Source organism: Roseovarius sp. CH_XMU1461, assembly GCF_037027165.1.
Taxonomy (GTDB): domain Bacteria; phylum Pseudomonadota; class Alphaproteobacteria; order Rhodobacterales; family Rhodobacteraceae; genus Roseovarius; species Roseovarius nubinhibens.
Genome location: NZ_JAYMDV010000011.1, coordinates 1 through 21,878, shown reverse-complemented (window position 1 = coordinate 21,878; position 21,878 = coordinate 1). Strand labels below are relative to the sequence as shown.

At 65.2% G+C, this 21,878-nt stretch carries 22 protein-coding genes and 1 pseudogene; 18 read left to right on the top strand and 5 right to left on the bottom strand.

Annotated elements, in window-relative coordinates; translation table 11 throughout:
• Nucleotides 1-128 precede the first annotated feature (128 nt).
• The gene (locus WA237_RS18005; RefSeq protein ID WP_336099330.1) at nt 129-2,240 is read left to right on the top strand and encodes a catalase; all 2,112 of its coding nucleotides are present in this window, start codon (nt 129-131) and stop codon (nt 2,238-2,240) included.
• A gap of 138 nt (nt 2,241-2,378) precedes the next feature.
• On the opposite strand, the gene hemN is transcribed toward WA237_RS18005, so the two are convergent.
• A complete protein-coding gene (gene hemN, locus WA237_RS18000; RefSeq protein ID WP_336099328.1) occupies nt 2,379-3,725 on the bottom strand; it encodes an oxygen-independent coproporphyrinogen III oxidase in 1,347 nt (448 codons plus the stop codon).
• 69 nt (nt 3,726-3,794) lie between these two features.
• On the opposite strand from hemN, the gene fnrL reads away from it, so the two are divergent.
• The 11 genes from fnrL (at nt 3,795) to WA237_RS17945 (ending at nt 13,480) form a co-directional block, all read left to right on the top strand.
• A complete protein-coding gene (gene fnrL / locus WA237_RS17995; protein ID WP_442970284.1) occupies nt 3,795-4,532 on the top strand; it encodes a transcriptional regulator FnrL in 738 nt (245 codons plus the stop codon).
• A 201-nt stretch (nt 4,533-4,733) separates the two neighbouring features.
• A complete protein-coding gene (gene ccoN / locus WA237_RS17990) occupies nt 4,734-6,329 on the top strand; it encodes a cytochrome-c oxidase, cbb3-type subunit I (RefSeq protein WP_336099325.1) in 1,596 nt (531 codons plus the stop codon).
• Nucleotides 6,330-6,333: 4 nt separating this feature from the next.
• Nucleotides 6,334-7,140 carry a cytochrome-c oxidase, cbb3-type subunit II gene (gene ccoO / locus WA237_RS17985; RefSeq protein ID WP_336099323.1) on the top strand — a complete coding sequence of 269 codons (807 nt, stop codon included), beginning with the start codon at nt 6,334-6,336 and terminating at the stop codon, nt 7,138-7,140.
• Between the two features lie 11 nt (nt 7,141-7,151).
• A complete protein-coding gene (locus WA237_RS17980) occupies nt 7,152-7,379 on the top strand; it encodes a cbb3-type cytochrome oxidase subunit 3 (RefSeq protein WP_336099322.1) in 228 nt (75 codons plus the stop codon).
• A complete protein-coding gene (ccoP, locus tag WA237_RS17975; RefSeq protein ID WP_336099320.1) occupies nt 7,379-8,287 on the top strand; it encodes a cytochrome-c oxidase, cbb3-type subunit III in 909 nt (302 codons plus the stop codon). Before WA237_RS17980 ends, ccoP begins: the two co-directional genes overlap by 1 nt.
• A 139-nt stretch (nt 8,288-8,426) precedes the next feature.
• A complete protein-coding gene (locus WA237_RS17970) occupies nt 8,427-9,980 on the top strand; it encodes an RdxA/RdxB/FixG family protein (protein ID WP_336099402.1) in 1,554 nt (517 codons plus the stop codon).
• Nucleotides 9,977-10,423, top strand: a complete 447-nt coding sequence (locus WA237_RS17965; protein WP_336099318.1) for a FixH family protein — start codon at nt 9,977-9,979, stop codon at nt 10,421-10,423. Before WA237_RS17970 ends, WA237_RS17965 begins: the two co-directional genes overlap by 4 nt.
• Entirely contained in the window at nt 10,420-12,564 is a 2,145-nt protein-coding gene (locus tag WA237_RS17960) for a heavy metal translocating P-type ATPase (RefSeq protein ID WP_336099317.1), read from the top strand. Before WA237_RS17965 ends, WA237_RS17960 begins: the two co-directional genes overlap by 4 nt.
• Nucleotides 12,561-12,719, top strand: a complete 159-nt coding sequence (gene ccoS / locus WA237_RS17955) for a cbb3-type cytochrome oxidase assembly protein CcoS (protein ID WP_336099315.1) — start codon at nt 12,561-12,563, stop codon at nt 12,717-12,719. The genes WA237_RS17960 and ccoS overlap by 4 nt, the downstream gene beginning before the upstream one ends.
• A gap of 225 nt (nt 12,720-12,944) precedes the next feature.
• On the top strand, nt 12,945-13,181 hold the full coding sequence (locus WA237_RS17950; RefSeq protein ID WP_336099313.1) for a type II toxin-antitoxin system CcdA family antitoxin: 237 nt from the start codon (nt 12,945-12,947) through the stop codon (nt 13,179-13,181).
• Nucleotides 13,181-13,480, top strand: coding sequence for a CcdB family protein (locus tag WA237_RS17945; protein ID WP_336099312.1), 300 nt, complete (start codon nt 13,181-13,183; stop codon nt 13,478-13,480). Before WA237_RS17950 ends, WA237_RS17945 begins: the two co-directional genes overlap by 1 nt.
• A 185-nt stretch (nt 13,481-13,665) precedes the next feature.
• Here WA237_RS17945 and WA237_RS17940 read toward each other — a convergent pair whose 3' ends face one another.
• Nucleotides 13,666-14,850 (bottom strand): replication initiation protein, encoded by a 1,185-nt coding sequence (locus WA237_RS17940; RefSeq protein WP_336099310.1) that lies wholly within the window; start codon nt 14,848-14,850, stop codon nt 13,666-13,668.
• 526 nt (nt 14,851-15,376) lie between these two features.
• On the opposite strand from WA237_RS17940, the gene WA237_RS17935 reads away from it, so the two are divergent.
• The 4 genes from WA237_RS17935 to WA237_RS17920 all read left to right on the top strand — a co-directional run bounded on the left by WA237_RS17935 (nt 15,377) and on the right by WA237_RS17920 (nt 18,605).
• Nucleotides 15,377-16,789, top strand: a complete 1,413-nt coding sequence (locus WA237_RS17935; RefSeq protein WP_336099309.1) for an AAA family ATPase — start codon at nt 15,377-15,379, stop codon at nt 16,787-16,789.
• Entirely contained in the window at nt 16,782-17,900 is a 1,119-nt protein-coding gene (locus WA237_RS17930) for a ParB/RepB/Spo0J family partition protein (protein WP_336099307.1), read from the top strand. The genes WA237_RS17935 and WA237_RS17930 overlap by 8 nt, the downstream gene beginning before the upstream one ends.
• 115 nt (nt 17,901-18,015) lie before the next feature.
• The gene (locus WA237_RS17925) at nt 18,016-18,273 is read left to right on the top strand and encodes a type II toxin-antitoxin system ParD family antitoxin (protein ID WP_336099306.1); all 258 of its coding nucleotides are present in this window, start codon (nt 18,016-18,018) and stop codon (nt 18,271-18,273) included.
• On the top strand, nt 18,270-18,605 hold the full coding sequence (locus WA237_RS17920) for a type II toxin-antitoxin system RelE/ParE family toxin (RefSeq protein ID WP_336099304.1): 336 nt from the start codon (nt 18,270-18,272) through the stop codon (nt 18,603-18,605). Before WA237_RS17925 ends, WA237_RS17920 begins: the two co-directional genes overlap by 4 nt.
• A gap of 9 nt (nt 18,606-18,614) precedes the next feature.
• Here the strand turns inward: WA237_RS17920 and WA237_RS17915 are convergent, their stop codons facing one another.
• Nucleotides 18,615-19,724 carry a tyrosine-type recombinase/integrase gene (locus tag WA237_RS17915; protein ID WP_336099401.1) on the bottom strand — a complete coding sequence of 370 codons (1,110 nt, stop codon included), beginning with the start codon at nt 19,722-19,724 and terminating at the stop codon, nt 18,615-18,617.
• 167 nt (nt 19,725-19,891) lie between these two features.
• On the opposite strand from WA237_RS17915, the gene WA237_RS17910 reads away from it, so the two are divergent.
• Together WA237_RS17910 and scpB are read left to right on the top strand one after the other, a co-directional pair.
• On the top strand, nt 19,892-20,785 hold the full coding sequence (locus WA237_RS17910) for a DUF1403 family protein (RefSeq protein ID WP_336099302.1): 894 nt from the start codon (nt 19,892-19,894) through the stop codon (nt 20,783-20,785).
• Between the two features lie 3 nt (nt 20,786-20,788).
• Complete coding sequence (gene scpB, locus WA237_RS17905) at nt 20,789-21,385, top strand: SMC-Scp complex subunit ScpB (RefSeq protein ID WP_336099301.1); 597 nt, start codon at nt 20,789-20,791, stop codon at nt 21,383-21,385.
• A 24-nt stretch (nt 21,386-21,409) separates the two neighbouring features.
• Here scpB and WA237_RS17900 read toward each other — a convergent pair whose 3' ends face one another.
• Nucleotides 21,410-21,553, bottom strand: coding sequence for a hypothetical protein (locus WA237_RS17900; protein WP_336099300.1), 144 nt, complete (start codon nt 21,551-21,553; stop codon nt 21,410-21,412).
• A 46-nt stretch (nt 21,554-21,599) separates the two neighbouring features.
• Nucleotides 21,600-21,878, bottom strand: a pseudogene (locus WA237_RS17895) (ATP-binding protein); the annotation flags it as partial.

Below are 21,878 nucleotides of genomic sequence, written 5' to 3'. Positions count from 1 at the left end.
TCAGGCGCGCGGGGGGTCACGCGTTTGGGGCGATCCACTGCGACCGAGTGCGACCGAGGTCGATCTTCCCCCCGACGCTGGCGGCCCCGACAGCCTGAGAATTTTTGCCTCGTCCAAGGATTTTCATCATGCCAAGCAAATCGTCAGAGTTTCACCCCTCGATCAAAACGCAAAACACCAACGAGACCACGGATCGCAAGACCGATGTCGGACAGGGCGGCGAAACGCATCAGCGTGCCGCGGACGGCCAGCGCCTGACCACCGCCCAGGGCGTGCCGGTCGCCGACAACCAAAACTCGCTCAAGGCCGGGGCGCGCGGCCCGACGCTGATGGAAGATTTCCATTTTCGCGAAAAGCTCTTTCACTTCGACCACGAACGCATCCCCGAACGGGTGGTCCATGCGCAGGGCTACGGCGCCCGGGGCTATTTTGAAACCACCGATCCCATCCCTGATCTGACCTCGGCGCATCTGCTGCAGGAAAAGGGCCGCAAGGTCCCGGCCTTCGTCCGCTTTTCCACCGTTGCGGGCAACAAGGGCTCGATGGATCTCGCCCGCGACGTGCGTGGCTTTGCGGTCAAGCTCTACACCGAAGAGGGCAATTGGGACATCGTCGGCAACAACATCCCGGTCTTCTTCATCCAGGACGCGATGAAATTCCCCGACCTGGTCCATTCGGTCAAGCAAGCCCCGGATCGCGCCTTCCCGCAGGCGCAATCGGCGCATGACAATTTCTGGGATTTCATCTCGCTGATGCCCGAGGCGATGCACATGATCATGTGGACCATGTCGGATCGGGCGATCCCGCGTTCCTTCCGCTTCATGGAAGGGTTCGGCGTCCACACCTTCCGCTTTGTGAATGCCCAAGGCGACAGCAATTTCGTCAAATTCCACTGGAAGCCGAAACAAGGCCTGCAATCGGTGGTCTGGGACGAGGCGGTCAAGATCAACGGCGCCGACCCAGATTTTCACCGGCGCGATCTCTGGCACGCGATCCAAAGCGGCGATTACCCGGAATGGGAATTGGGTGTGCAAGTCTTTGATGACGCTTTCGCCGACAGGTTCGATTTCGACATTCTCGACCCGACCAAGCTCATCCCCGAAGAGGACGTGCCGGTGCGCATCATCGGCCGTCTTGTCCTCGACAGCGTGGTCGACAATTTCTTTGCCGAAACCGAACAGGTGGCCTTCTGCACCCAGAACATCGTGCCCGGCATCGACTTCACCAATGACCCGCTCCTGCAGGGCCGAAACTTTTCCTATCTCGACACCCAGATCAAACGTCTCGGCGGCCCGAATTTCACCCATATCCCGGTGAACGCGCCGAAATGCCCTTTTGCCCATTTCCAACAAGATGGCCATATGGCGATGCACAACCCCACCGGCCGCGCCAATTACGAGCCCAACAGCTGGACCGAAGGCGGCCCGCGGGCCGAGCCAGAGACAGGGTTCACCTCCTATCCCGAGGCGATAGAGGGCGAAAAGCGCAAGATCCGCGCCGATCTCTTTGCCGATCATTACAGCCAGGCCCGGCAATTCTATCGCAGCCAGACCAAGGTCGAGCAGGATCATATCGCCGACGCGCTGGTGTTTGAGTTGTCGAAATGCGAGGTGCCGGCCATTCGCGAGCGGCTCGTGGCGCATCTGCCCAATATCGACGCCGATCTGGCGCAGAAGGTGGCGGACGGGCTGGGGCTGGCCTCGGTGCCCCAAGCGCATGAACCCCGCCGCAAGGTCATCGAGGATCTGCCCGCCTCCGACGCCCTGTCGATCCTCAAGAACGGCCCCGGCGACTTCAAGGGGCGCAAGCTCGGCATTCTCGTCACCGATGGCATCGACGGCGGGATGCTGACCGCCTTGCGCGACGCGGTCGAAGAGGTCGGCGGCATGGTCGAGATCATCGCCCCCACCGTCGGCGGCATCACCACCGCCAAGGGCGCAGAGGTCGCCGCCGATCAGAAAATCGATGGCGGGCCGTCGGTTCTTTACGATGCGGTGGCCGTGCTCGCCTCGCCCGAGGGGGTCGAAAAGCTCAAGGGGATGCACCCGGCCAAATGCTTCGCGGCCGATGCCTTCGCCCATGCGAAATTCATCGCACTCGGCGGCGAGGCGAAATCCCTCTTCACCGCGGCGGGCGTCAGCGAATTTGACGATGGCGTGTTCGAGCTTGCCAAGAAAGAAGACTGCGCCGGATTTGTCGAGGCCTGCGGCCAGCTCCGCTTCTGGGAACGTCAGGCCTAAGCGTCACCCCAATGCGCGGGCGTCGAGCATCCCTTCGACGCCCGCCCCCCGATTTTTGCCCCCGATTTGCACACTGTCGTAATACCGACGTATTACCGACGCGCTGCCGACAGGCCATTTTTTTCGCGCATTTTGGCCCTAGCTCGCCTGGCTATAGGCGTCGGTCCCGAACTCGAACCCGGGGTCGAAACAGGCACAGATGAGCCGCACCGTCGCACTGTCCGAGGCACAGAGCGTCGCCCCCTCAAGCCGCCCGATCCCCGGCATATCCCGCAGGATTTTCCGCGCCCGCCGCAGCAGGCTGTCGAGCGATGTGTCATGCCGCGCCGACACTTCGGCAAGGTCCACCTCCCCCTGACACATGAGCCGCTCGATCACGCAAGCCACGAGCCTATCGGTCGCCGAATAGCAATGCCCCCGCGACGTCGCCGGCCCGCCCGCCGCCACCCGTGCCTGCCACAGCCCGGTGGCCGCGATATTCTGTGCAATCCCTTGCGGCAGAGACGAGATGGCCGAGGGCCCAAGACCGATCAAATATTCCGTGTTATCCGTGGTATAGCCCTGAAAATTGCGCCGCAAATGACCGGTTTTCGCGGCCCGCGCCAACGCATCCTGAGGCCGCGCAAAATGGTCGATCCCGACCGGCACATAGCCCGCCTCGATCAGCACCTCCCGCGCTCGCGCCGCCAGCGCCAGCCGCGCCTCCGGCCCCGGCAGCGCCGCCTCGGGAATGATCCGCTGACGCCGCGCCATCTGCGGCACATGCGCATAACCATAGAGCGCCAGACGGTCCGGGCCGAGCCCGATCACCGTCTCCAGCGTGGCGAGCAACGTGGCCTCGCTCTGATAGGGCAGCCCATAGACCAGATCGAAATTGACGCTGCGCACACCGCGCTTGCGCACGCTCTCGACCAGCGCCCTGGTCGCCGCAATGCTCTGCTCCCGCCCAATCGCCGCCTGCACCCTGGGGTCGAAATCCTGCACCCCGATCGACACCCGGTTCATCCCCAGATCCCGCAGCGCCTCAACCCGCGCATCGTCGCAATCGCAGGGGTCGATCTCGACCGAAATCTCCGCCCCCGCCGGGATCGCAAACGCCTTGTGCAGCTGGTCCGACAGCCGCCCGATCCGGTCCGGCGACAGGATCGTCGGCGTGCCGCCGCCAAGGTGCAACCGCTCGACCCTTTGGCCCTCTCCAAGCCGCCCGCGCAGCTGCGCAATCTCGAGGGCAATATGCTCCAGATACCGGTCAATCGGCGCATCGCCCTTGGTGCCTTGGGTCCGACAGGCGCAGAACCAGCACAGGCGGCGGCAGAACGGCACATGGATATAGAGCGACAGCGCCGCACCCGCAGGGATCTCGGAGATCCACTGACTGGCCAGGGCGCCATCCACCGCCGGGGTGAACCGGTTGGCCGGGGGATAGCTTGTGTAACGCGGCACGCGCGCATGGCGAAGGGCGGAGGCAAGAGCAAACTGTGTCATGCGCCCACCCTGCCCGCCGCGTGCCCTTGTCGCATTGATGCAGATCAACAAAGGCCATATGACTGTGTCATGAACATGCGACTCTCCAAAACGGCCTGTAGCGACTGTCCGATCCGGCATCGGGCGGTCTGTGCCGAATGCGATACGGACGAGCTCTCGATCCTTGAAGGCATCAAGAGCTACGTGACCATTCCGAGCGGCGGCACCATCGCCTTCGCAGGCGAGCCGCTGCATTATCTCTCCTCGGTCGTGACCGGCTGCGCCACCATCTCCAAGACGCTCGAAGACGGGCGGCGGCAATTGGTCGGCCTCTTGCTGCCCTCCGATTTCATCGGTCGCCCCGGCCGCGCGACCCAGGCTTTCGACGTCGAAGCGGTGAGCGACGTGACGCTCTGCCGGTTCGAGCGCAAGGCGTTCGAGGGCATCGTCCGCTCCTCGCCCAATGTCGCGCGCCGCCTGCTCACCATGACGCTGGACGAGCTCGACGTCGCCCGCGACTGGCAGGTGCTCTTGGGCCGGCTGAGCGCCCGCGAACGGGTGGCGCATTTCCTGCTGAGCCTGGTGCGCCGCGAAGCAAGCCACAGCGGCGCCGATCTGGTCTCGGGCGCGATCACCCTGCAGCTGCCGCTCTCGCGCGAAATGATCGCGGATTACCTCGGCCTGACGATCGAGACCACCAGCCGCCAGTTCACCGCCCTGCGCCGCGACGGTCTGATCGAGAGCGCTTCGGCGCGCCAGATCTTCGTGCCCGACCTCGCGCGCCTGATGCTCGAAACCATGGATGACGACGGCGGCACCATCGCCTGATCCGGGCCACGCCCCCCTAAAAGATTGAACGCCGCACCTGATCTGCACCCGCCCCCCCGCGGGCCGCAAATCCGCGCGCTCACCCCCCGTCAGTGATTTTCCCCCGATTGATCCAAGTCAAAGCGGGCCGCGCCGCGCCATGCGACATAGCGGCCAAAAGGCATGTCCGTTGGGTCGACATGTTTCAACCAAGAGGGCTCCATGGCTGTCTTTCGAATGTCCCTTCTGGCCGTTGTTACCCTTCTCGCCGCCATCGCGGCGGATTGGGGGCGCGACCTGGCCTATTCCTTTCACGCGCTGCTGATCATGGCTCTTGCGGCGGGTCTCTTCATCTGGGAACTGCGCCGTTATGACGAACCCGCGCCGGTGGTCGACCGCTCCGGCTATATGGATGGCCCGATCCGCGCCGGCGTCATCGCCACCGCCTTCTGGGGGCTCGCGGGCTTTCTCGTGGGCACCTTCATCGCGTTTCAGCTCGCCTTCCCCGAGCTCAATTTCGACTGGTCCGAGGGGCTCGCCAATTTCGGCAGGTTACGGCCGCTGCACACCTCGGCGGTGATCTTCGCCTTTGGCGGCAACGCCCTGATCGCCACCTCCTTCTACGTGGTTCAGCGCACCTGCGCCGCCCGGCTCTGGGGCGGCAATCTCGCGTGGTTCGTGTTCTGGGGCTATCAGCTCTTCATCGCGATGGCCGCCACCGGCTATCTGCTCGGCTCGACCCAATCCAAGGAATATGCCGAACCCGAATGGTACACCGACATCTGGCTGACCATCGTCTGGCTCGCCTATCTCGCGATCTTCCTCGGCACGCTCATCAAGCGCCGCGAGCCGCATATCTATGTGGCCAACTGGTTCTACCTCGCCTTCATCGTGACCGTCGCCCTGCTGCATGTGGTCAACAACCTGTCGATCCCGGTGTCGATCCTCGGCTCCAAATCGGTGCAGGTCTTTGCCGGGGTGCAGGATGCGATGACGCAATGGTGGTACGGCCATAACGCCGTCGGCTTCTTTCTCACCGCCGGGTTTCTGGGGATGATGTATTACTTCGTCCCGAAACAGGCGGGGCGCCCGATCTACAGCTACAAGCTCAGCATCATCCACTTCTGGGCGCTGATCTTTCTCTATATCTGGGCCGGTCCCCACCATCTCCATTACACCGCGCTACCGGATTGGGCGGCGACGCTCGGCATGGTGTTTTCGATCATCCTCTGGATGCCCTCCTGGGGCGGCATGATCAACGGGCTGATGACGCTCGAAGGGGCCTGGGACAAGATCCGCACAGACCCGATCATCCGCATGTTCGTGGCCTCGCTCGCCTTCTACGGGATGAGCACCTTTGAAGGCCCGATGATGTCGATCCGCGCGGTCAACAGCCTGAGCCATTATACCGACTGGACCATCGGCCATGTGCATTCCGGTGCGCTCGGCTGGAACGGGCTGATCACCTTTGGCTGCCTCTATTTCCTGACGCCGCGCCTCTGGGGACGTGCGCAGATGTATTCGGTCGCCGCGATCAACTGGCACTTCTGGCTCGCGACCATCGGCATCGTGCTCTACGCCGCCTCGATGTGGGTCACCGGCATCATGGAAGGGCTGATGTGGCGCGAGGTCGACGCCCAGGGCTTTCTCGTCAACTCCTTCGCCGACACGGTCGCCGCCAAGTTCCCGATGTATGTGGTGCGCGCCACCGGCGGCCTCTTCTACCTCCTCGGCGGCGTGCTGATGATCTGGAACATGTGGATGACCATCCGCTCTCCGAAATCCCACGCCGTCACGACCCCGGTTCCAGCGGAGTAAGCCGATGAACACGACCCCCAACAGCCCCGACCACGCCACTGATGCCGGGCCAGCAAAGCCCCGGCCACAGCCCCGACCCAGGCGGCGGCCCCTGCTCGACCGGCACGCCGTGCTGGAGAAAAACGCCTCGCTCCTGCTGGTCTTTTCCTTCCTCGTGGTGACCATCGGCGGCATCGTCGAGATCGCGCCGCTCTTTTGGCTCGAGAACACCATCGAAGAGGTCGAGGGCGTCCGCCCCTATAGCCCGCTCGAACTCACCGGGCGCGACATCTACATCCGCGAAGGCTGCTACACCTGCCACAGCCAGATGATCCGCCCGATGCGCGACGAGGTGGAGCGCTATGGCCATTACTCGCTGGCGGCTGAATCGATGTATGACCACCCGTTCCAATGGGGCTCGAAACGGACCGGGCCGGATCTGGCGCGGGTCGGCGGGCGCTATTCCGACGAATGGCATGTCGACCATTTCGCCAATCCGCAATCCGTGGTGCCCGAGAGCATCATGCCCAAATACGACTATCTCCTGCGGGCCGAGATCAGACCCACGCATATCGAGGATCTGCTGCGCACCCACGCCTTTGTCGGCGTGCCCTATAGCGAGGAAATGATCGCCGCCGCCGCCGCCGATTTCCGGGTGCAGGTCGATCCCTATGGCGACAGTGACGGGCTGCTCGAACGCTATCCCGGCGCGCAGGTGCGCAATTTCGACGGCCAGCCCGCGCTCACCGAAATGGATGCGCTGATCGCCTATCTGCAAATGCTCGGCACGACGGTCGATTTCTCGACCTTCATCGCCGATGCCAGCCGCTAAGGAGCCCGGCCATGACCGATGTCTATTCCCTCCTGCGCGAATTCGCCGACAGCTGGGCGCTGCTGGTGCTCTTTCTCTTCTTTGTCGGGGCCTTCGCCTGGGTCTGGCGTCCCGGCAGCCGGGCGCTCCATGACGATGCGGCCCGGTCGATCTTTGACGACCCGGCCTCGCCCGAACCCGCGCTCACGCCCACCATCCGCCGCCTCCCCCCCAGCTGCGCCACAGGAGATCACCGATAATGTCCGAGAAACACGCGAAAAAGCCAGAGATCGAGACCACCGGGCATAGCTGGGACGGGATCGAGGAATACAACAACCCGCTGCCCCGCTGGTGGCTCTGGACCTTCTACGCCACGATCCTCTGGGGGCTGGTCTACACCATCCTCTACCCCGCCTGGCCGCTGGTCGACCGTGCCACGAGCGGCGTTCTCGGCTGGTCGCAACGCGCCGTCGTCGCCGCCGACATCGCCCAGATGGAGGCGAGCCATGCCGATCTGCGCGCCGCCCTCATCGCCACCGATCTCGAGGCCCTGCCCAAGGACGCCGCGCTCCATCACTACGCGGTACAGGCCGGGGCCGCGCTCTACCGCACCAATTGCGCGCAATGCCATGGTTCGGGCGCGGCGGGGGCCGATGGCTATCCCAACCTGCTCGACGATGACTGGCTCTGGGGCGGCAGCAAGGAGGAGATCGCCTATACGATCCGCCACGGCATCCGCAACGAAGAGGACCCCGACGCGCGGTTCAGCCAGATGCCGGGCTTTGGCGAATTCCTGTCGCCCGAGGACATCACCACCCTCGTCACCCATGTGCAGGCCCTGCCCGGCGGTCTCGATCCCACGACCGGCCCCGGCGGTCCGCTCTTTGCCCAGCATTGCGCCTCCTGCCATGGCACGGACGGGCGCGGCGACCGGGCGCAGGGCGCGCCAAACCTGACCGATGCGATCTGGCTCAACAGCTCGGATGACGCGAGCCTGCATCGCCTCATCTCGCAAGGCCCCTTTGGCGTGATGCCCGCCTGGGGGGATCGGCTCGGCGAACATGGGGTGCGGGCACTCACCGCCTATCTGCACCAGCTCGGCGGCGGCGAAGACGCGGCGCCACAGGACGGAGTGCAGGACGCAATGCAGGACGGGGTGCAGGACTGACCCCAGACCGCCACCCGCGCAACCGGAGGGGCGCGGCGCGTGCCCCGCCCCTCTTGCCGCCCGCTTGATCCAGATCAACGCGCCGCCGCGCCGCATCGGGCAGAAGGGACTGAGCGATAGGACCATCCCCATGAGTGATATGAGCGACAGCCCCCCCTCCCTCTACGCCGCCCGCGACCCGATCTTCCCCCGCCGCGTGCAGGGCGTCTTTCGGCGGCTCAAATGGCAAATCATGGCGCTGACCCTTGGCATTTACTATGTGACGCCGTGGCTGCGATGGGATCGCGGCCTCGCCCTGCCCGATCAGGCGGTTCTCGTCGATCTTGCCCATCGCCGGTTCTATTTCCTCTGGATCGAAATCTGGCCGCATGAGTTCTACTTCGTCGCAGGCCTGCTGATCATGGCCGGGCTTGGGCTCTTTCTCTTCACCGCCGTGCTGGGCCGGGTCTGGTGCGGCTATACCTGCCCCCAGACCGTCTGGACCGATCTCTTTCTCTTGGTCGAACGCTGGGTCGAGGGCGATCGCAACGCGCGGCTGCGGCTGCACAAATCGTCCTGGTCGTGGCGCAAGTCCCGGCTGCGGCTGACCAAATGGGCACTCTGGCTGATGATCGCGCTGGCCACAGGCGGCGCTTGGGTCTTCTACTTCGCCGATGCGCCCACGCTCTTGCGCGACCTCCTGACAGGCGAAGCGCCGCCCGTGGCGTGGATTTCCATCGCCATCCTGACCTGCACCACCTTCGTCTTTGGCGGCTTCATGCGTGAACAGGTCTGCATCTACATGTGCCCCTGGCCCCGCATCCAGGGCGCGATGATGGATGACGGCACGCTCACCGTGGCCTATCGCACCTGGCGTGGCGAACCGCGCGGCAAAGGGCTCAAACGTCACGCCCAGAGCACCACCCCCGAGGCCGAGATTTCCCGCGCCGCAGGCCCCCAGCTCGGTGGCCGCTCGCCCGCCCTGCCGATGCAGCGCCGCGACAGCGCCGCCGTGCTGCAGCCAAAGCCAGCCACCGCCACCCCCACGGCCGAGCCCGGCGATTGCATCGACTGCAACGCCTGCGTCAATGTCTGCCCGATGGGCATCGACATCCGCGACGGCCAGCAGATGGCCTGCATCACCTGCGCGCTCTGCATCGACGCCTGCGACGAGGTGATGGGCAAGCTCGGCCGCCCGCGCGGGCTCATCGACTATATCGCCCTGTCGGACGCGCCCCGCGAAATGGCCGGGGCCGCGCCGCGACCGCTCTGGCATCATGTGCTGCGCCCCCGCAACGTCATCTATTTCGCGCTCTGGGCCGCCATCGGTCTGGCGCTGCTGATCGCCCTCTACCTGCGCCCCACGCTCGAGTTGACCGTCTCGCCGGTGCGCAACCCGACCTATGTCACCCTCTCCGACGGCAGCATCCGCAACGCCTATGATCTGCGCCTACGCAACCGCGAGGGCCAGACGCAGGAGGTGACGCTCCGCCTCACCGGCCCCGAGGGGCTCGAACTCGCCATCGAGGGCGCAGAGGGCGCGATGATCCCCGTCGCCGCCGACAGCCAGCGCCAGATCCGCGCCTATGTCACCGCCACCCCCGAGGCGCACGCCGCCCGCCACGACCGCAGCGCCATCAGTTTCACCGTCGAGGATCTCGCAACCGGCGAAACCGCCGAAGTCGCATCCAGTTTCAATGGAGACCCGAAATGACCGACCGCAGGCTCACCGGCCGCCACGTGCTCGCCATCTTCACCCTCGGCTTTGGCACGATCATCGCCGTCAACCTGACCCTCGCCGTCAAGGCGGTGCAGACCTTCCCCGGTCTCGAGGTCGCCAATTCCTATGTCGCCAGCCAGAGCTTTGACGCCCGCCGCGCGGCCCAGGACGCGCTCGGCTGGCAGGTCACCGCACGCTATGACGCGGGCCAGCTGCTGCTGCGCGTCACCGACCGCGACGGCACGCTGATTGCCCCCGCCCGCTATGCCGCCACCATCGGGCGCAGCACCACCCGCGCCGCCGATCACCCGCTCGCCTTTGATGCCACGGGCCGCGCCGCCATCGATCTCGCCCCCGGCAGATGGCGCATCGATCTAGAGAGCACCCCCGGCGCGCCCCCCTTCACCCGCGCGCTGCATCTCGAGGTCGCGCCATGACCGCCGCCTGCCCGGGCTGTGCCGCCACCGCGGGCCTCGCCCAAGATCGCGCCCCCGCCCCGAGCAGCGCCGACCTGCTTTTGCACCTGCCCGACATCACCTGCGCCGCCTGTATCGCCTCGGTCGAAACCACGCTCGCCGCCCTGCCCGGGGTGCGCGATGCGCGGGTGAACCTGTCGCGCAAACAGGTCCGGATCAGCGGCCCGAGGCTCGATCCCGAGACGCTGATCGACGCGCTGGCCCGCGCCGGGCACCGCGCCCAAGAGCTCCATGACGGCCTCCTTGCCGGTCAGGGCGACGAGATGCGCAACCTCCTGCTGCGCACCGGCGTCGCGGGATTTGCGATGATGAATGTGATGCTGCTCTCGGTCGCGGTCTGGTCCGGGGCCGCCGAGACGACCGAGCAGATGTTCCACCTGATCTCTGCCGCCATCGCGCTGCCCGCCGTGGGCTTTGCCGCGCGCCCCTTCTTTGCCTCGGCGGCGACCGCGCTGCGCGCCGGGCGGCTCAACATGGATGTGCCGATTTCCCTCGCCATCCTGCTCGCCGCCCTCGTCTCGCTCATCGGTGCGCTGCAGGGCGCCGACCGGCACAGCTGGTTCGACGCCGCGCTGGCCCTCACCTTCTTTCTGCTGATCGGGCGCACGCTCGATCACGCCGGGCGCAGCGCCGCCCGCTCTGCCGCGGCCGAGCTTGCCGCGCTGCGCGTACCGCAGGCGCTGCGCCTCGGCCCCGACGGCCCCACCGTGGTGCGCGCCGACAGCCTTGTTGCAGGCGACATCATCCAATTGCGCCCCGGTGACCGCCTGCCCGCCGATGGCGTGGTCGAGGCGGGCCAGAGCGATCTCGACCGCGCCGCCCTCACCGGCGAATCCCTCCCCCACCCTGTCGCCCCCGGCTCAGATGTCGCGGCGGGCGAGGTCAACCTCTCCGGCCCACTCAAGGTCCGGGTGACCCGCGCCGGTCAGAACACGATGCTGAGCCAGCTGCAGGAGCTCGTCGCCACCGCCGAGATGCAGCGCTCGCGCTATGCCGGGCTCGCCGACCGCGCCGCGCGGGCCTATGCGCCGCTGGTGCATCTGCTCGGGCTGGCGGCGTTTCTGGGCTGGTGGCAGATGACCGGCGATGCCTGGCGCGCGGTGGATGTCGCCATCGCGGTGCTCGTCATCACCTGCCCCTGTGCCCTCGGCCTCGCGGTGCCTGCGGTCTCGGTCGTGGCCACCGGGCGGCTCTTTCGCAAAGGGCTCTTGGTCAAATCCCGCAGCGCGCTCGAACGGCTGACCGAGATCGACCTCGTCGCCTTCGACAAGACCGGCACGCTGACCAGCGGCGTGCCAAGCCTCGCCAGCGCCCCGACGGATGCGGCGCTCAGCCTCGCGGCCTCTCTGGCCGCCGCCTCGTCCCACCCCTATTCCCGCGCGCTCGTGGCCGCCGCCGAGGCGCGCAACCTCCCCCTCCTGCCGCTCACCGATCTGCGCGAACGCCCCGGCCTCGGGATCGAGGCCATGCACGACGGGCGCCTCCTGCGCCTCGGCCGCCCCGGCTGGATCGGGGTGGAGGGCGACGGCGTGGCGCTCGACCCCGGTCAAGGCGCGCCGATGCTCTTTCGCTTTCAGGAGACCCTGCGCCCCGACGCCGCCGAGGCCATCGCCGCCCTGCAGCGCGCCGGGCTCTCGGTGGCGCTTCTCTCCGGCGACACCCACGCCCCCTGCCAGCATGTCGCCCGCGCCCTCGGCATCGCGCAGGTCCAGAGCGCCATGACCCCCGAGGCCAAGGCCGCCTGGATCACCGCGCAAACCCAGGCCGGGCATCGCGTGCTGATGGTGGGCGACGGGCTCAACGACACTGGCGCGCTCTCGGTGGCCCATGGCTCGCTGGCGCTGGGCTCGGGCCTCGACGCGCCGCAGAGCGCCGCCGATGTGGTGCTCCTCTCGGGCCGGCTGACCGAAATCCCCGCCCTGCTCGCCAGCGCCCAAAGCGCCACCGCCCGGATGCGCCAGAACATCCTACTGTCGCTCGGCTACAATCTCATCGCCGTGCCGGTGGCGCTGGCCGGTCTCGCCACGCCCTTCCTCGCCGCGCTGGCCATGTCGCTTTCGTCGCTCACCGTCTCCCTCAACGCGCTGAGAAACCTCCGATGAACGTGCTCGCCATCCTCATCCCCGTCTCTGTCGGTCTCGGCCTTCTGGGGCTCGCAGGTTTCATCTGGACCCTGCGCAGCGCCCAATATGACGACGCCGACGGCAGCCGCCAAAGGCTCCTTGACGAGAGATGGGATAATTCTCCCAAATCGTAACTCCCCTTATTCTCTTCGCAATCGTTGCGGAACGACCGCTATATCATCGCGAAATTTCGGGGGATTACCGCCTCGAAGACGCGATCGATACCACATCCCCCGCCATCCTAGACAGGCGCGCTTACGGCGTCATTCTGCCCCCAGCCAGAACAGACCCCTTCTGGAAAGCGGGGATTGATCCAAGAGGCCATGCGCATATATGATGGGCATGAAAGGGGTAATTCGATGCGCACACGATCCGTTCCCAAGAAACCCACCAATCTGTCACTGGATCAGGGACTTTTGTCCGAGGCGCGGTCCTTTGGTGTAAATCTCTCGCAAGCCGCAGAGGCCGGGTTACGCCGGGCTGTGAAGGACGCCAAGGCCGAGGCGTGGAAGCGTGAGAATGCCAAGGCGCTTGAGGCCTCCAACCGTTGGGTTGAGGAAAACGGCCTGCCGCTGGACATCTACCGGCCCTTCTGATGGCGCGTTTTGATATCTATCCCAATCCGGTCGGAGCGGGCTATCTGCTCGATATTCAGGCCGATCTTCTGAGCGGCCTGAACACGCGCGTTGTCGTGCCTCTGATGCTCGCAGACACCGCCCCGGCTCCGGCCAAACGGCTCAATCCAGTGTTTGACATCCATTCGGAACAGCATGTGATGGTCACGCAGTTCCTGTCAGCGGTTCCGGTATCCATCCTGAGAACGCCCGTTGCGAGCCTAGCGCAGCACGACACCGAGATCACCGGCGCGCTCGATATACTTATGACCGGCGTCTGAAAACCCCTTCTTCTGTATCTGCCAAATGCTGACCGCGACCTGAAGAGCGGCATTCGGGTCTATGACAGACCTCATGACCTATAGGCTTCAAGTTCAGGGGTTCATGGGTTGAGCCACTTCGCCATTGAGGGCATCCAGACCGCATTCGCCCTGAGGCTGCGAGATGCCGCCGCCGATCAGGCCCCCTACTCGGCCCCGCTGTCTTCCAGGATGCCGGGGCTGACCTCTTCCCAAAATGCCGCGATGTCGTCGGCATTGAGCGGCGACATCCAGCCAAAGCGCTCGAAATCCGCGCGTTTGACTGGATCGCTGAGCTGATTGAGGAAAAGCCGCTTGTCCGCGTCGCGCTGCGTCGGCGTGCGCGCGGCAATCGCCTCTCGCAGCCGCTGCAGCCGCCGCGCCCGCGGGCTCTTTGGCTCGGGCGCGGCCGTCTCCCCTGCCCCGCCGAAATCCCCGGCCAGCGCGGCGCTGAGATAGCCGACCATGCTTTCGACATTCTTGCGATTGCCGACATATTCCAACTTCGCCGCCACCTGCTCTTCGCCATGGGTCGACAGCCATTGCCGCGCCAGCCGGTCGCTCACCCCCATGTCGCGCAGCCGCGCATAGACCGGCCCGTGCCGCGCCCCGGCCCCGTCATCGAGATCGAGAATGGCGAGCTGCGGGTTCTCGCTGATCTTGAACCGGATCTCCGTCACCACCCTGCCCCGTTTGCGGGTCTCGGGCACGATCACGATATTGCTGGTCTTGTTGACCTCGGCCACCGCCGGTTTGATCACCTTCGCGTTGAGATGCTTGTAGCTCTCATAATAGGCCGAGCCGTCGAGCCCCATCAGCCGCCGGAAAAGATCGAGCGACCACCAGCCCGACGACCCGGTCCGCACAAAGCGGTAACAGTTCTCATAGAGCGCCAGCGCGTGCCCGCTGGTGAACCGCCGCTGGATGTTGAGGTTGATCAACGCAAAGACCTTGGGATCGTGCAGCTTCTCGGCCAGCGCCGAGGAATAGGCATATTCGCAGACGCCACCCTTGAGCTTGGCATAGCTCAAGAGGCTCGACACGCCCCATTCCTGCTTGCCATCGGCATCGAGCATGTCCCATTCCGCCACCGTCTCGGCCAGCCCGCGCAGCGATTGCTTGAGCGTCTCAAAATCGTTGGAATTGTAGCCGATCATCATGCAGAGCGTGCGCGCGTCGATTTGGTGACTGGTCTGGCTGGTCAGCGTGTCATACGCATTGAGCAAGAGCACATTGGACAGTTTACGCTGTAATAGGGTCAATTTTCCCGACACATGGATCGCCGCCACATGTTTCTTCACCGCCGCCCGCCGCAGCGATCCGCTCAATTTATCGCGTGGAATATCCTCCATCGCCCTGCCCTCTCTTTTTTTGTTGTAGTATGCCTGTTCAGGCACCCGCTGACAATCACTGATCGGGTGCTTGAACCCTGCCTGACAGGGTCCCGTAAACGGGTTCCTATGCGATCGACCGCCGGATTTACGAGGCCAAAGAGCACCCGTTTACAGGACGTCCCCTGCCGCTATGCTGTCCCGATTCGGGGCAATCCGCATTTATTAGGGTCTAACCGTGGCTTGGTGCCTGTAATCCTGCGAATCGGGCCCGCTGCGCCTGTATCCGGGCACCGCTCATCCTGCATATGGGGCCCATTGGTCCCGTATCCGGGTGCCTGACCACATATAAGACATTGAATAAAAACGATTTTTTCACCGCAAAGATTCTAAAATCCTAAAAGACTCTACAACTTTGCCGCTGCTTTTTTTCATCAGATTGATGAAATCAGGGCGAATTTCGAGCTTCCCGATTCACTCGCGGCCTTTCATGTGCGATAGATAGCGAAAAGTCTCGCAATGTAGCGCACATCTGGAAAGAAGCAGGATGACAGCAGGCAAAGACCCCACCCCGCCCTATTTCAACATCGACCCGGCCGCCGCCGCCGCCAAGCTCTCCGAGCCTATCTCGACGGCCCGATTCGCAAAAGCCGCGGCCTTCGCCACCCGTGGCCGCGAAGATCTGGCCAAGCGCGGCTATGCCCCCGATGGCAAGAAACGCCTGCGCCGCTTTTCCACCTGGGAGATCTGCAAATACCTGATCCCCGTGGCCCCCGCCCATTTCCGCCGGGTGCTCAAGAAACATCCCGACCTGCCGCAGGGCACTGGCGAGGGCAATTCGAAATGGTTCACCCTCGAGGACGTGCTGCGCCTGCGCCAGCATTTCGCCGCTGAAGGGGCCGCCGATCGCGAATATCTGCCGTGGCGGCCCAAGGGCCTGCCGGCCAAGATCATCGCCGTGTCGAACTTCAAGGGCGGCACCTCCAAGACCACGACCACCGCCCATCTGGCGATGTCCGCCGCGCTTGACGGCTACAAGGTGCTGGTGATCGATCTCGACAGCCAGGGCTCGCTCACCTCGATCATGGGCGGCGACGTACCCGATGAATGGTCCACCGCCTTCCCGCTGCTGGCCAAGGATTACGCCCAGACGGTGCAGGCCGAAAACACCGTCCGCGCCGCCGCCGGCCAGCCCCCCCTGCCCTTCGACGAGACCCTGACCGAGGCGCTGACGGTTTCGGCGCGCGACATCATCCAGCCGACCCATTGGCCCAATATCGACCTGCTCGGCGCCCAGCTCAATCTCTACTGGGCCGAGTTTCAGATCCCGGTCTGGCGCATGGGCCTGCGCAGCTGGTCGCTCTGGGATGCCTTGACCAATGCCTTGACCGACGAACGCATCGTTGACGATTACGACATCATCTTTCTCGACACTCCCCCGGCGCTTGGCTACCTGACGATCAACGCGCTGGCCGCCGCCGACATCCTTCTGGTCCCGCTCGGCGCGTCCTTTCTGGAATTCGATTCAACGGGGCGGTTTTTCGACATGCTCTATTCGACCTTTGCCAGCGTGGAAGACGGCGAAAACGCCGTGCGCCGCCGCGATGGGCTGCCTGAGGTCAAGTTCGAATGGGATGCGGTCCGCGCTCTGATCACCCGGTTCGACGCCGGGCAACAGACCGATCTCGCCAATGTCATTCAGGCCTATTTCGGCGATTTCATGACGACCTACCGGCAGGAACTGACCGCGATGGTCGGCCAGGCCGGCGAACAGGTGAACGGCATCTACGAGGCCGATTACCGCGAGTTTAACCGCGACACCTATGTGCGTGGCCGGGAAACATTCGACCGCACCTGGGCCGAGGTCAAGGAGCTGATCCTTGGCACCTGGTATCGCGATCAACAATCGGCAGAGGCGGCCCAACAGGGCGCCGGTGAGGAGGTATCGAACGATGGCTAAGCGCAGAAAACTTGAAACCCCGAGCGCCGAGGATCTGACCCGGATCGAAGAGGAGTTTCGCCGCGAAACCTCCGCCCGCCCCGGGCTGAGCCCCGGCGGCGCCGTAGCACCCATCGCCCAGGTCGCCGCCGACAGCGCCGCCCAGGTCGAAACCGGCAGCCCCGAGATCCGCGCCCAGCACGCCCATAACGCCGCCGAGGCACAGCGCCTGCAAGAGGCCCGAGCCGAGGGTCTTCTGATGGCAGAGCTACCGCTCAACCAGATCGACCCGCATGCGATGATTCGCGACCGGATCGATCTGGCCGAAGACGAGATGATGGAGCTGCGCCAATCCATCGCCGCCAGCGGCCTGCGCCTGCCCATCGAGGTCTTTGAACTGGCGAGCCCCCGCGATGATGGTGTGCGCTATGGGCTGGTCTCGGGCTATCGACGCTTTAAGGCAGTGCAGGAGCTGCGCGATCTCACCGAGGCCGTGAAATACGCCAAGATCCGCGCCATCATCCGCCCCCGGACCGAGGCCGACGCGGCCTTTGTCTCGATGGTCGAGGAGAACGAAGTCCGCTCCGAGCTGAGCCATTTCGAACGCGGCCGCATCGCGGTGATCGCCGCGCAGCAGGGCGCCTTCGTCAATGTCGAAGAGGCGGTCAATCGGCTCTATGCCACCGCGTCCAAGGCCAAACGCTCCAAGGTCCGCTCCTTCGCGATGATCTTTGAAGAGCTGGGCGATATGCTGGCCTTCCCCGAGGCCCTGACCGAAAAGCGCGGGTTGAGCCTTGCCCAAGGCCTGCGCGCCGGGGCCGAGGCGCGGCTGCGCGCCGCTCTCGATCTGCACCCGCCCGCCGATGCCGAGGCCGAATGGGCCCAGATCGACGCCGTCCTCGGCGCGCTCGACGCGCCCGCACGCGACAGCCGCCGTGGCGGACGTCCCCGCAGCAGCGCGGCGGCCTCGGGCTGGCACGGGGCCGACACGCTCCACACCTCGGCCGGGATCACCATCCGCCGGATGCAGGATGACAAGGGCATTCTGCTGCGCTTCGAGGGCAGGGGGCTCGACAGTGATCTGATGGATTCGCTGATGCAGGAAATCCGCGCGCTCCTCGAAAAAGCCTGACAGGTTTCGCCGCGAAACCCCCTTGGGGCGCGGCGAAACCTTCCTCTCCCAAGTTCCCGACACCATTGCCCGACATCCGCCATTGGCATATATTGCCAGCGAGGAGGCCGATGCCATGGTGACACGCAATGTCGTATTGACGGAAAGTCAGGACCAGCTGGTTCAGGCTCTGGTAGCCTCCGGACGCTATCAGAACGTGAGCGAAGCCATGCGGGCCGGGCTGCGGTTGCTTGAGCAAGAAGAAAGCCAGATCGCCGACCTTCGCCAAGACCTGCTCGACGGGCTGGCCCAGGCCAAGGCGGGCGATCTTGCCGAGGGCAGCGGCGACGACGCGATCCGACGGGCCTTTCGAAACGCACGCAGCCGCGCATGAGCCGAAGCTTTCGGCTGACCCGCCGCGCCGAGGCGAGGCTCGTCGAGATTGCCGAATGGACCATCGCCACATTCGGCGCGCGGCAGGCCGATCTTTATGAGGCAGAGCTTCTTGATCGTTGTCTGGCGATCCTCAACGGGCAGGCGCATAGCCGGAGCTGTTCGATCCTCGTCGATGATGCCGAAGACCTGCGCTATGCGCGGGCAGGCGAGCATTTTCTCGTCTATCTGGATCAGCCAGAGCAGGTGATCATCGTCGACATCCTACATTCCCAGAGCGATCTTCCCCGCCATGTCGCCGCGCTCACGGCGCTTCGGTCCGACACCCTATAGGCCGACCCACTAGAGCCCTGCGGCCTTGGTCAGGTTCACCCGGAAACGGTCGCGACGGCGCTGGTAGCGGCGGGTCATTTCGGCCGAGGCATGGCCGAGCTGTTTTTGCACATAGCGCTCATCCACCTCCGCCGAACTGGCAAGACCAGCACGCAGGGAGTGACCGGAAAAAAGCGCCAGCCGCTCTTTTTCGGGCAGATCAGACCGCAGACCCGCCGCGCGCACCGTCCGTTTGATCAGCCGCGCCACATGCTTGTCGCTGAGCCGCCGGTCGAGGGCGCGCTTGCCATCCCGTGAAGTGCTGACAAAGACCGGGCCAAAGTCGATCTTGGCAAAATGCAGCCATTGCGCCAGCGCATGCACGGGACAGCTCTGCTCGCTTGATCCGCGGCCGATTTCGACCTCGCGCCAGCCGGTCTTGGCATTCAATGTCAGCAGCGCGCCTTTCTCTAGGATCCCGATCCAGCCGCCCGAATCCGGCGTGTCATCCTTGCCGCAATCGAGGCTCACGATCTCCGAGCGCCGCAGACCCCCGGCATAGCCCAAAAGCAGCATCGCCCGATCCCGGAGCCCGCGCAGATCAGGGGGCAGGGTGGCCACCATCGCGAGAATGTCCTCGGGCAGGATGGCCTCCTTCTGTACCGGCGGCCGGGCGTGTTTGCGCCGGATGCCCGCCAGCACAGAGGCGATGTGCCGCTCCCTGCGATCCAATGTGATCCCCCGCTGCGCATAGTTCCAGGCGAGGCCCGAGAGACGCCGCTCGATGGTGCTGACCGAGAGGGGTCGGGACGCCGACTGCGGTCCGAACGCGGACTGCGATGAGGAGGCGCTCGACCCGGCCGCCAGATCGGCGAGATAGAGCGCGATCATCTCAGGCGAGGGGGGCAGGGGGTCGGCCCCGCCCTGGTCGTACCAGCCTTTCATCCGGCACCAGCGCGTGAAGTGTTTCCAATCGGCGGCATAGGCGCGGTTGGTGTTCTCGGCGGTTGAGGCCTTGGCATAGTCGCGGGCGGTGTCGACCAGCCGGTCAAGCGCCCCGGAGCCCGCCACAAAGGAGGGAAGTGTCAGAGCCTCGCCAGACGCGGTGCCGCTGGCCTCCTCTGGCTGGGCCGAGGTCATTTCCGGGGCCTCTGGGCCTGATTTATCGTCCATTTTTGACATAAAGCGGAGCCTAGTCCAAAACGTCCGATAATGCAAATGTATTGGACATAACGACGCCCAACAGGCTGGGGCGGTTTCTACAGTATATTGTGGCATAAAGCGCCGCCGTGGGATAGTCTTGTGGCATGACATTTGCCCGACACGATCCAACCAGCGACCTGCCAAGCCTACCCCGGATGCCCGAATGGGTCACCTCCGCGCGGGCGGAAACCCTTGCAGATGTGGCGTTTTTGTCGGGTGCCGCGCTGGGCCAGCTGCAACTGGCCCTTGGGGAAGAGGCCGTACCGCAGGCCTTGTGGCGGGACCGGCTGGCGCTGCGGGCGGCGGAGGCTTGTGTCACATTCTCCGGCCGGTCCGAGAGGGCAGGGGAGCTGCGTGACGCGCTCCACCTCTTGCGCCCCGGCGATCTGCCCGGCCCGGCGGGCGAGATCTATCTGGCCTGGCAGCGGGCAGCGGAGCGGCCCCTGTCGATCAGGGCGCTGCACCGGGCGTTGCCCAGGCTCGCGCCTGAGAGGATCGCGGCGTGGCTCGACGCAGGCAGCGCGGGGCAGGGGGGTCCGGTGGCCCGTGCCGCGATGGTGCTGGAGACGGTCCTGACGGACGCACCACGGGCGGAGGCCCCGGGCCTGATCCTCGCCGATGCGGCGCTTGGGCAAGCGCTCGGTTGGGAGCACTGCCTGCCGCTCTTGGCCGCGGGCCTCAAACGCGCCGATCTGCGCCGGAGCGGCGAGGATCTGCATCTGGCCTGTCACCGCGCGGCACTCCGGTCGGCCAGTGAGGCCCTGCGCCTTGCCGGTGATCTTGCGCGTCGGGCGGCGCAGGTGAAGGCCGTGGCACCGAAACTGCGCGCCAAGGGGGCCGGGGCGGCGGTCGAGATCTTCCTGACCCGTGATGCCGTGACGCCGGGGGCCTTGCCCCTGCCGGATCGCGCCGCGCGGCGGCTCTGCGATCGGCTGGTCGATCTCGGCGCAGTGCGCGAGCTGACCGGGCGCGAGAGCTTTCGGCTGTATGGGATCTGAGTGATGGCAAAGGACAGGCCCGAACCCGAGCTAGACCGCGAGTTATCCGATCTGCCGTCTGAGCTGCGCTGGCGGGAATGGATGCGGCGGATCGAGGCGGTGCTCTTTGCCTCCGCCACGCCGGTGCCGCGCGAGGATCTGGCGCGGGTGGTGGGGCAGGGGGCGTCGGTCGATCTGCTCATCGGAGATCTGGCGGAGGTATTGACCGATCGTCCTTATGAAATTGCCTGCGTCGCTGACGCCTGGATGTTGCGGACGCGCCCGGCCTATGCGCCAGCGATCCGCGCGGCGGCGGATGTGGGCGATCAGCGCGTCGATCTGAACGCCTTTGACCTCGCCGTTCTGGCCGCCATCGCTTACCACCAGCCAATCACGCGCGATGGGCTCAGGGACATTTTCGGTAAGGAGATCAGCCGCGAGCTGATCGGCCGGCTGCACGCGCGAGAGCTGATCGGCACCGGACCACGATCCCCCCGCCGCGGCGCGCCCTATACGTTTGTGACGACCGAGCAGTTCCTCGTGGCGTTTGGGTTGGAGACACTGGCCGATCTGCCGGATCGCGAGCAATTGGCGGATGCGGGGGTGGTGGGCGCAGAGTAAAGGCCGGGCTTGTTTAGAGATCGCCTAAAGATAGAGCTGACGCACGGTGTCGTCCGCCAAGAGCTCGGCGCTGGTGCCGCTTGCAACGATCTGGCCACGGACCAGAAGGTAGCCACGATCTGAGACCGATAGCGCCGTTTCGGCGTTCTGCTCCGAGCCGCGCAACATCGTGATCGGTGATGGAATAGGGGACCAGCAGGCCGCGTCTCGGCGGTCATGATGCGGTCAATACTGACCTCTTCTTTCTTGTTTTCTTTGCGGTCTCGGAGCTGGCCTTGAAGCGGTAGCTGTCATTGCCGGTTTCTAGGATGGCAGCGATGTGTGAGGCGGTCGAGCAGAACGGTGGTCATTTTGGCATCGCCGAAGACCTGTGGCCATTCGCTGAAACTGAGGTTGGTGATGATGCTCACACTGGTGGGCTCTGTTGCACAATTCGGCTGATGGCCCAGGCTCCCCTTTCCCCGGACGGACTTATCCCGCGGCTTCTGTGACG

Bases quoted from the DNA above. Each gene is read 5' to 3' on its own strand.
- WA237_RS17965 (WP_336099318.1), top strand. From the start codon at position 9,977: ATGACCGACCGCAGGCTCACCGGCCGCCACGTGCTCGCCATCTTCACC.
- WA237_RS17980 (WP_336099322.1), top strand. From the start codon at position 7,152: ATGACCGATGTCTATTCCCTCCTGCGCGAATTCGCCGACAGCTGGGCG.
- WA237_RS17950 (WP_336099313.1), top strand. From the start codon at position 12,945: ATGCGCACACGATCCGTTCCCAAGAAACCCACCAATCTGTCACTGGAT.
- WA237_RS17930 (WP_336099307.1), top strand. From the start codon at position 16,782: ATGGCTAAGCGCAGAAAACTTGAAACCCCGAGCGCCGAGGATCTGACC.
- scpB (WP_336099301.1), top strand. From the start codon at position 20,789: ATGGCAAAGGACAGGCCCGAACCCGAGCTAGACCGCGAGTTATCCGAT.
- ccoN (WP_336099325.1), top strand. From the start codon at position 4,734: ATGGCTGTCTTTCGAATGTCCCTTCTGGCCGTTGTTACCCTTCTCGCC.
- hemN (WP_336099328.1), bottom strand. From the start codon at position 3,725: ATGACACAGTTTGCTCTTGCCTCCGCCCTTCGCCATGCGCGCGTGCCG.
- WA237_RS17910 (WP_336099302.1), top strand. From the start codon at position 19,892: ATGACATTTGCCCGACACGATCCAACCAGCGACCTGCCAAGCCTACCC.
- WA237_RS17915 (WP_336099401.1), bottom strand. From the start codon at position 19,724: ATGACCTCGGCCCAGCCAGAGGAGGCCAGCGGCACCGCGTCTGGCGAG.
- WA237_RS18005 (WP_336099330.1), top strand. From the start codon at position 129: ATGCCAAGCAAATCGTCAGAGTTTCACCCCTCGATCAAAACGCAAAAC.
- WA237_RS17945 (WP_336099312.1), top strand. From the start codon at position 13,181: ATGGCGCGTTTTGATATCTATCCCAATCCGGTCGGAGCGGGCTATCTG.
- WA237_RS17925 (WP_336099306.1), top strand. From the start codon at position 18,016: ATGGTGACACGCAATGTCGTATTGACGGAAAGTCAGGACCAGCTGGTT.
- WA237_RS17920 (WP_336099304.1), top strand. From the start codon at position 18,270: ATGAGCCGAAGCTTTCGGCTGACCCGCCGCGCCGAGGCGAGGCTCGTC.
- WA237_RS17970 (WP_336099402.1), top strand. From the start codon at position 8,427: ATGAGCGACAGCCCCCCCTCCCTCTACGCCGCCCGCGACCCGATCTTC.
- WA237_RS17940 (WP_336099310.1), bottom strand. From the start codon at position 14,850: ATGGAGGATATTCCACGCGATAAATTGAGCGGATCGCTGCGGCGGGCG.
- WA237_RS17960 (WP_336099317.1), top strand. From the start codon at position 10,420: ATGACCGCCGCCTGCCCGGGCTGTGCCGCCACCGCGGGCCTCGCCCAA.
- fnrL (WP_442970284.1), top strand. From the start codon at position 3,795: ATGAACATGCGACTCTCCAAAACGGCCTGTAGCGACTGTCCGATCCGG.
- ccoS (WP_336099315.1), top strand. From the start codon at position 12,561: ATGAACGTGCTCGCCATCCTCATCCCCGTCTCTGTCGGTCTCGGCCTT.
- WA237_RS17935 (WP_336099309.1), top strand. From the start codon at position 15,377: ATGACAGCAGGCAAAGACCCCACCCCGCCCTATTTCAACATCGACCCG.
- ccoP (WP_336099320.1), top strand. From the start codon at position 7,379: ATGTCCGAGAAACACGCGAAAAAGCCAGAGATCGAGACCACCGGGCAT.
- ccoO (WP_336099323.1), top strand. From the start codon at position 6,334: ATGAACACGACCCCCAACAGCCCCGACCACGCCACTGATGCCGGGCCA.
- WA237_RS17900 (WP_336099300.1), bottom strand. From the start codon at position 21,553: ATGTTGCGCGGCTCGGAGCAGAACGCCGAAACGGCGCTATCGGTCTCA.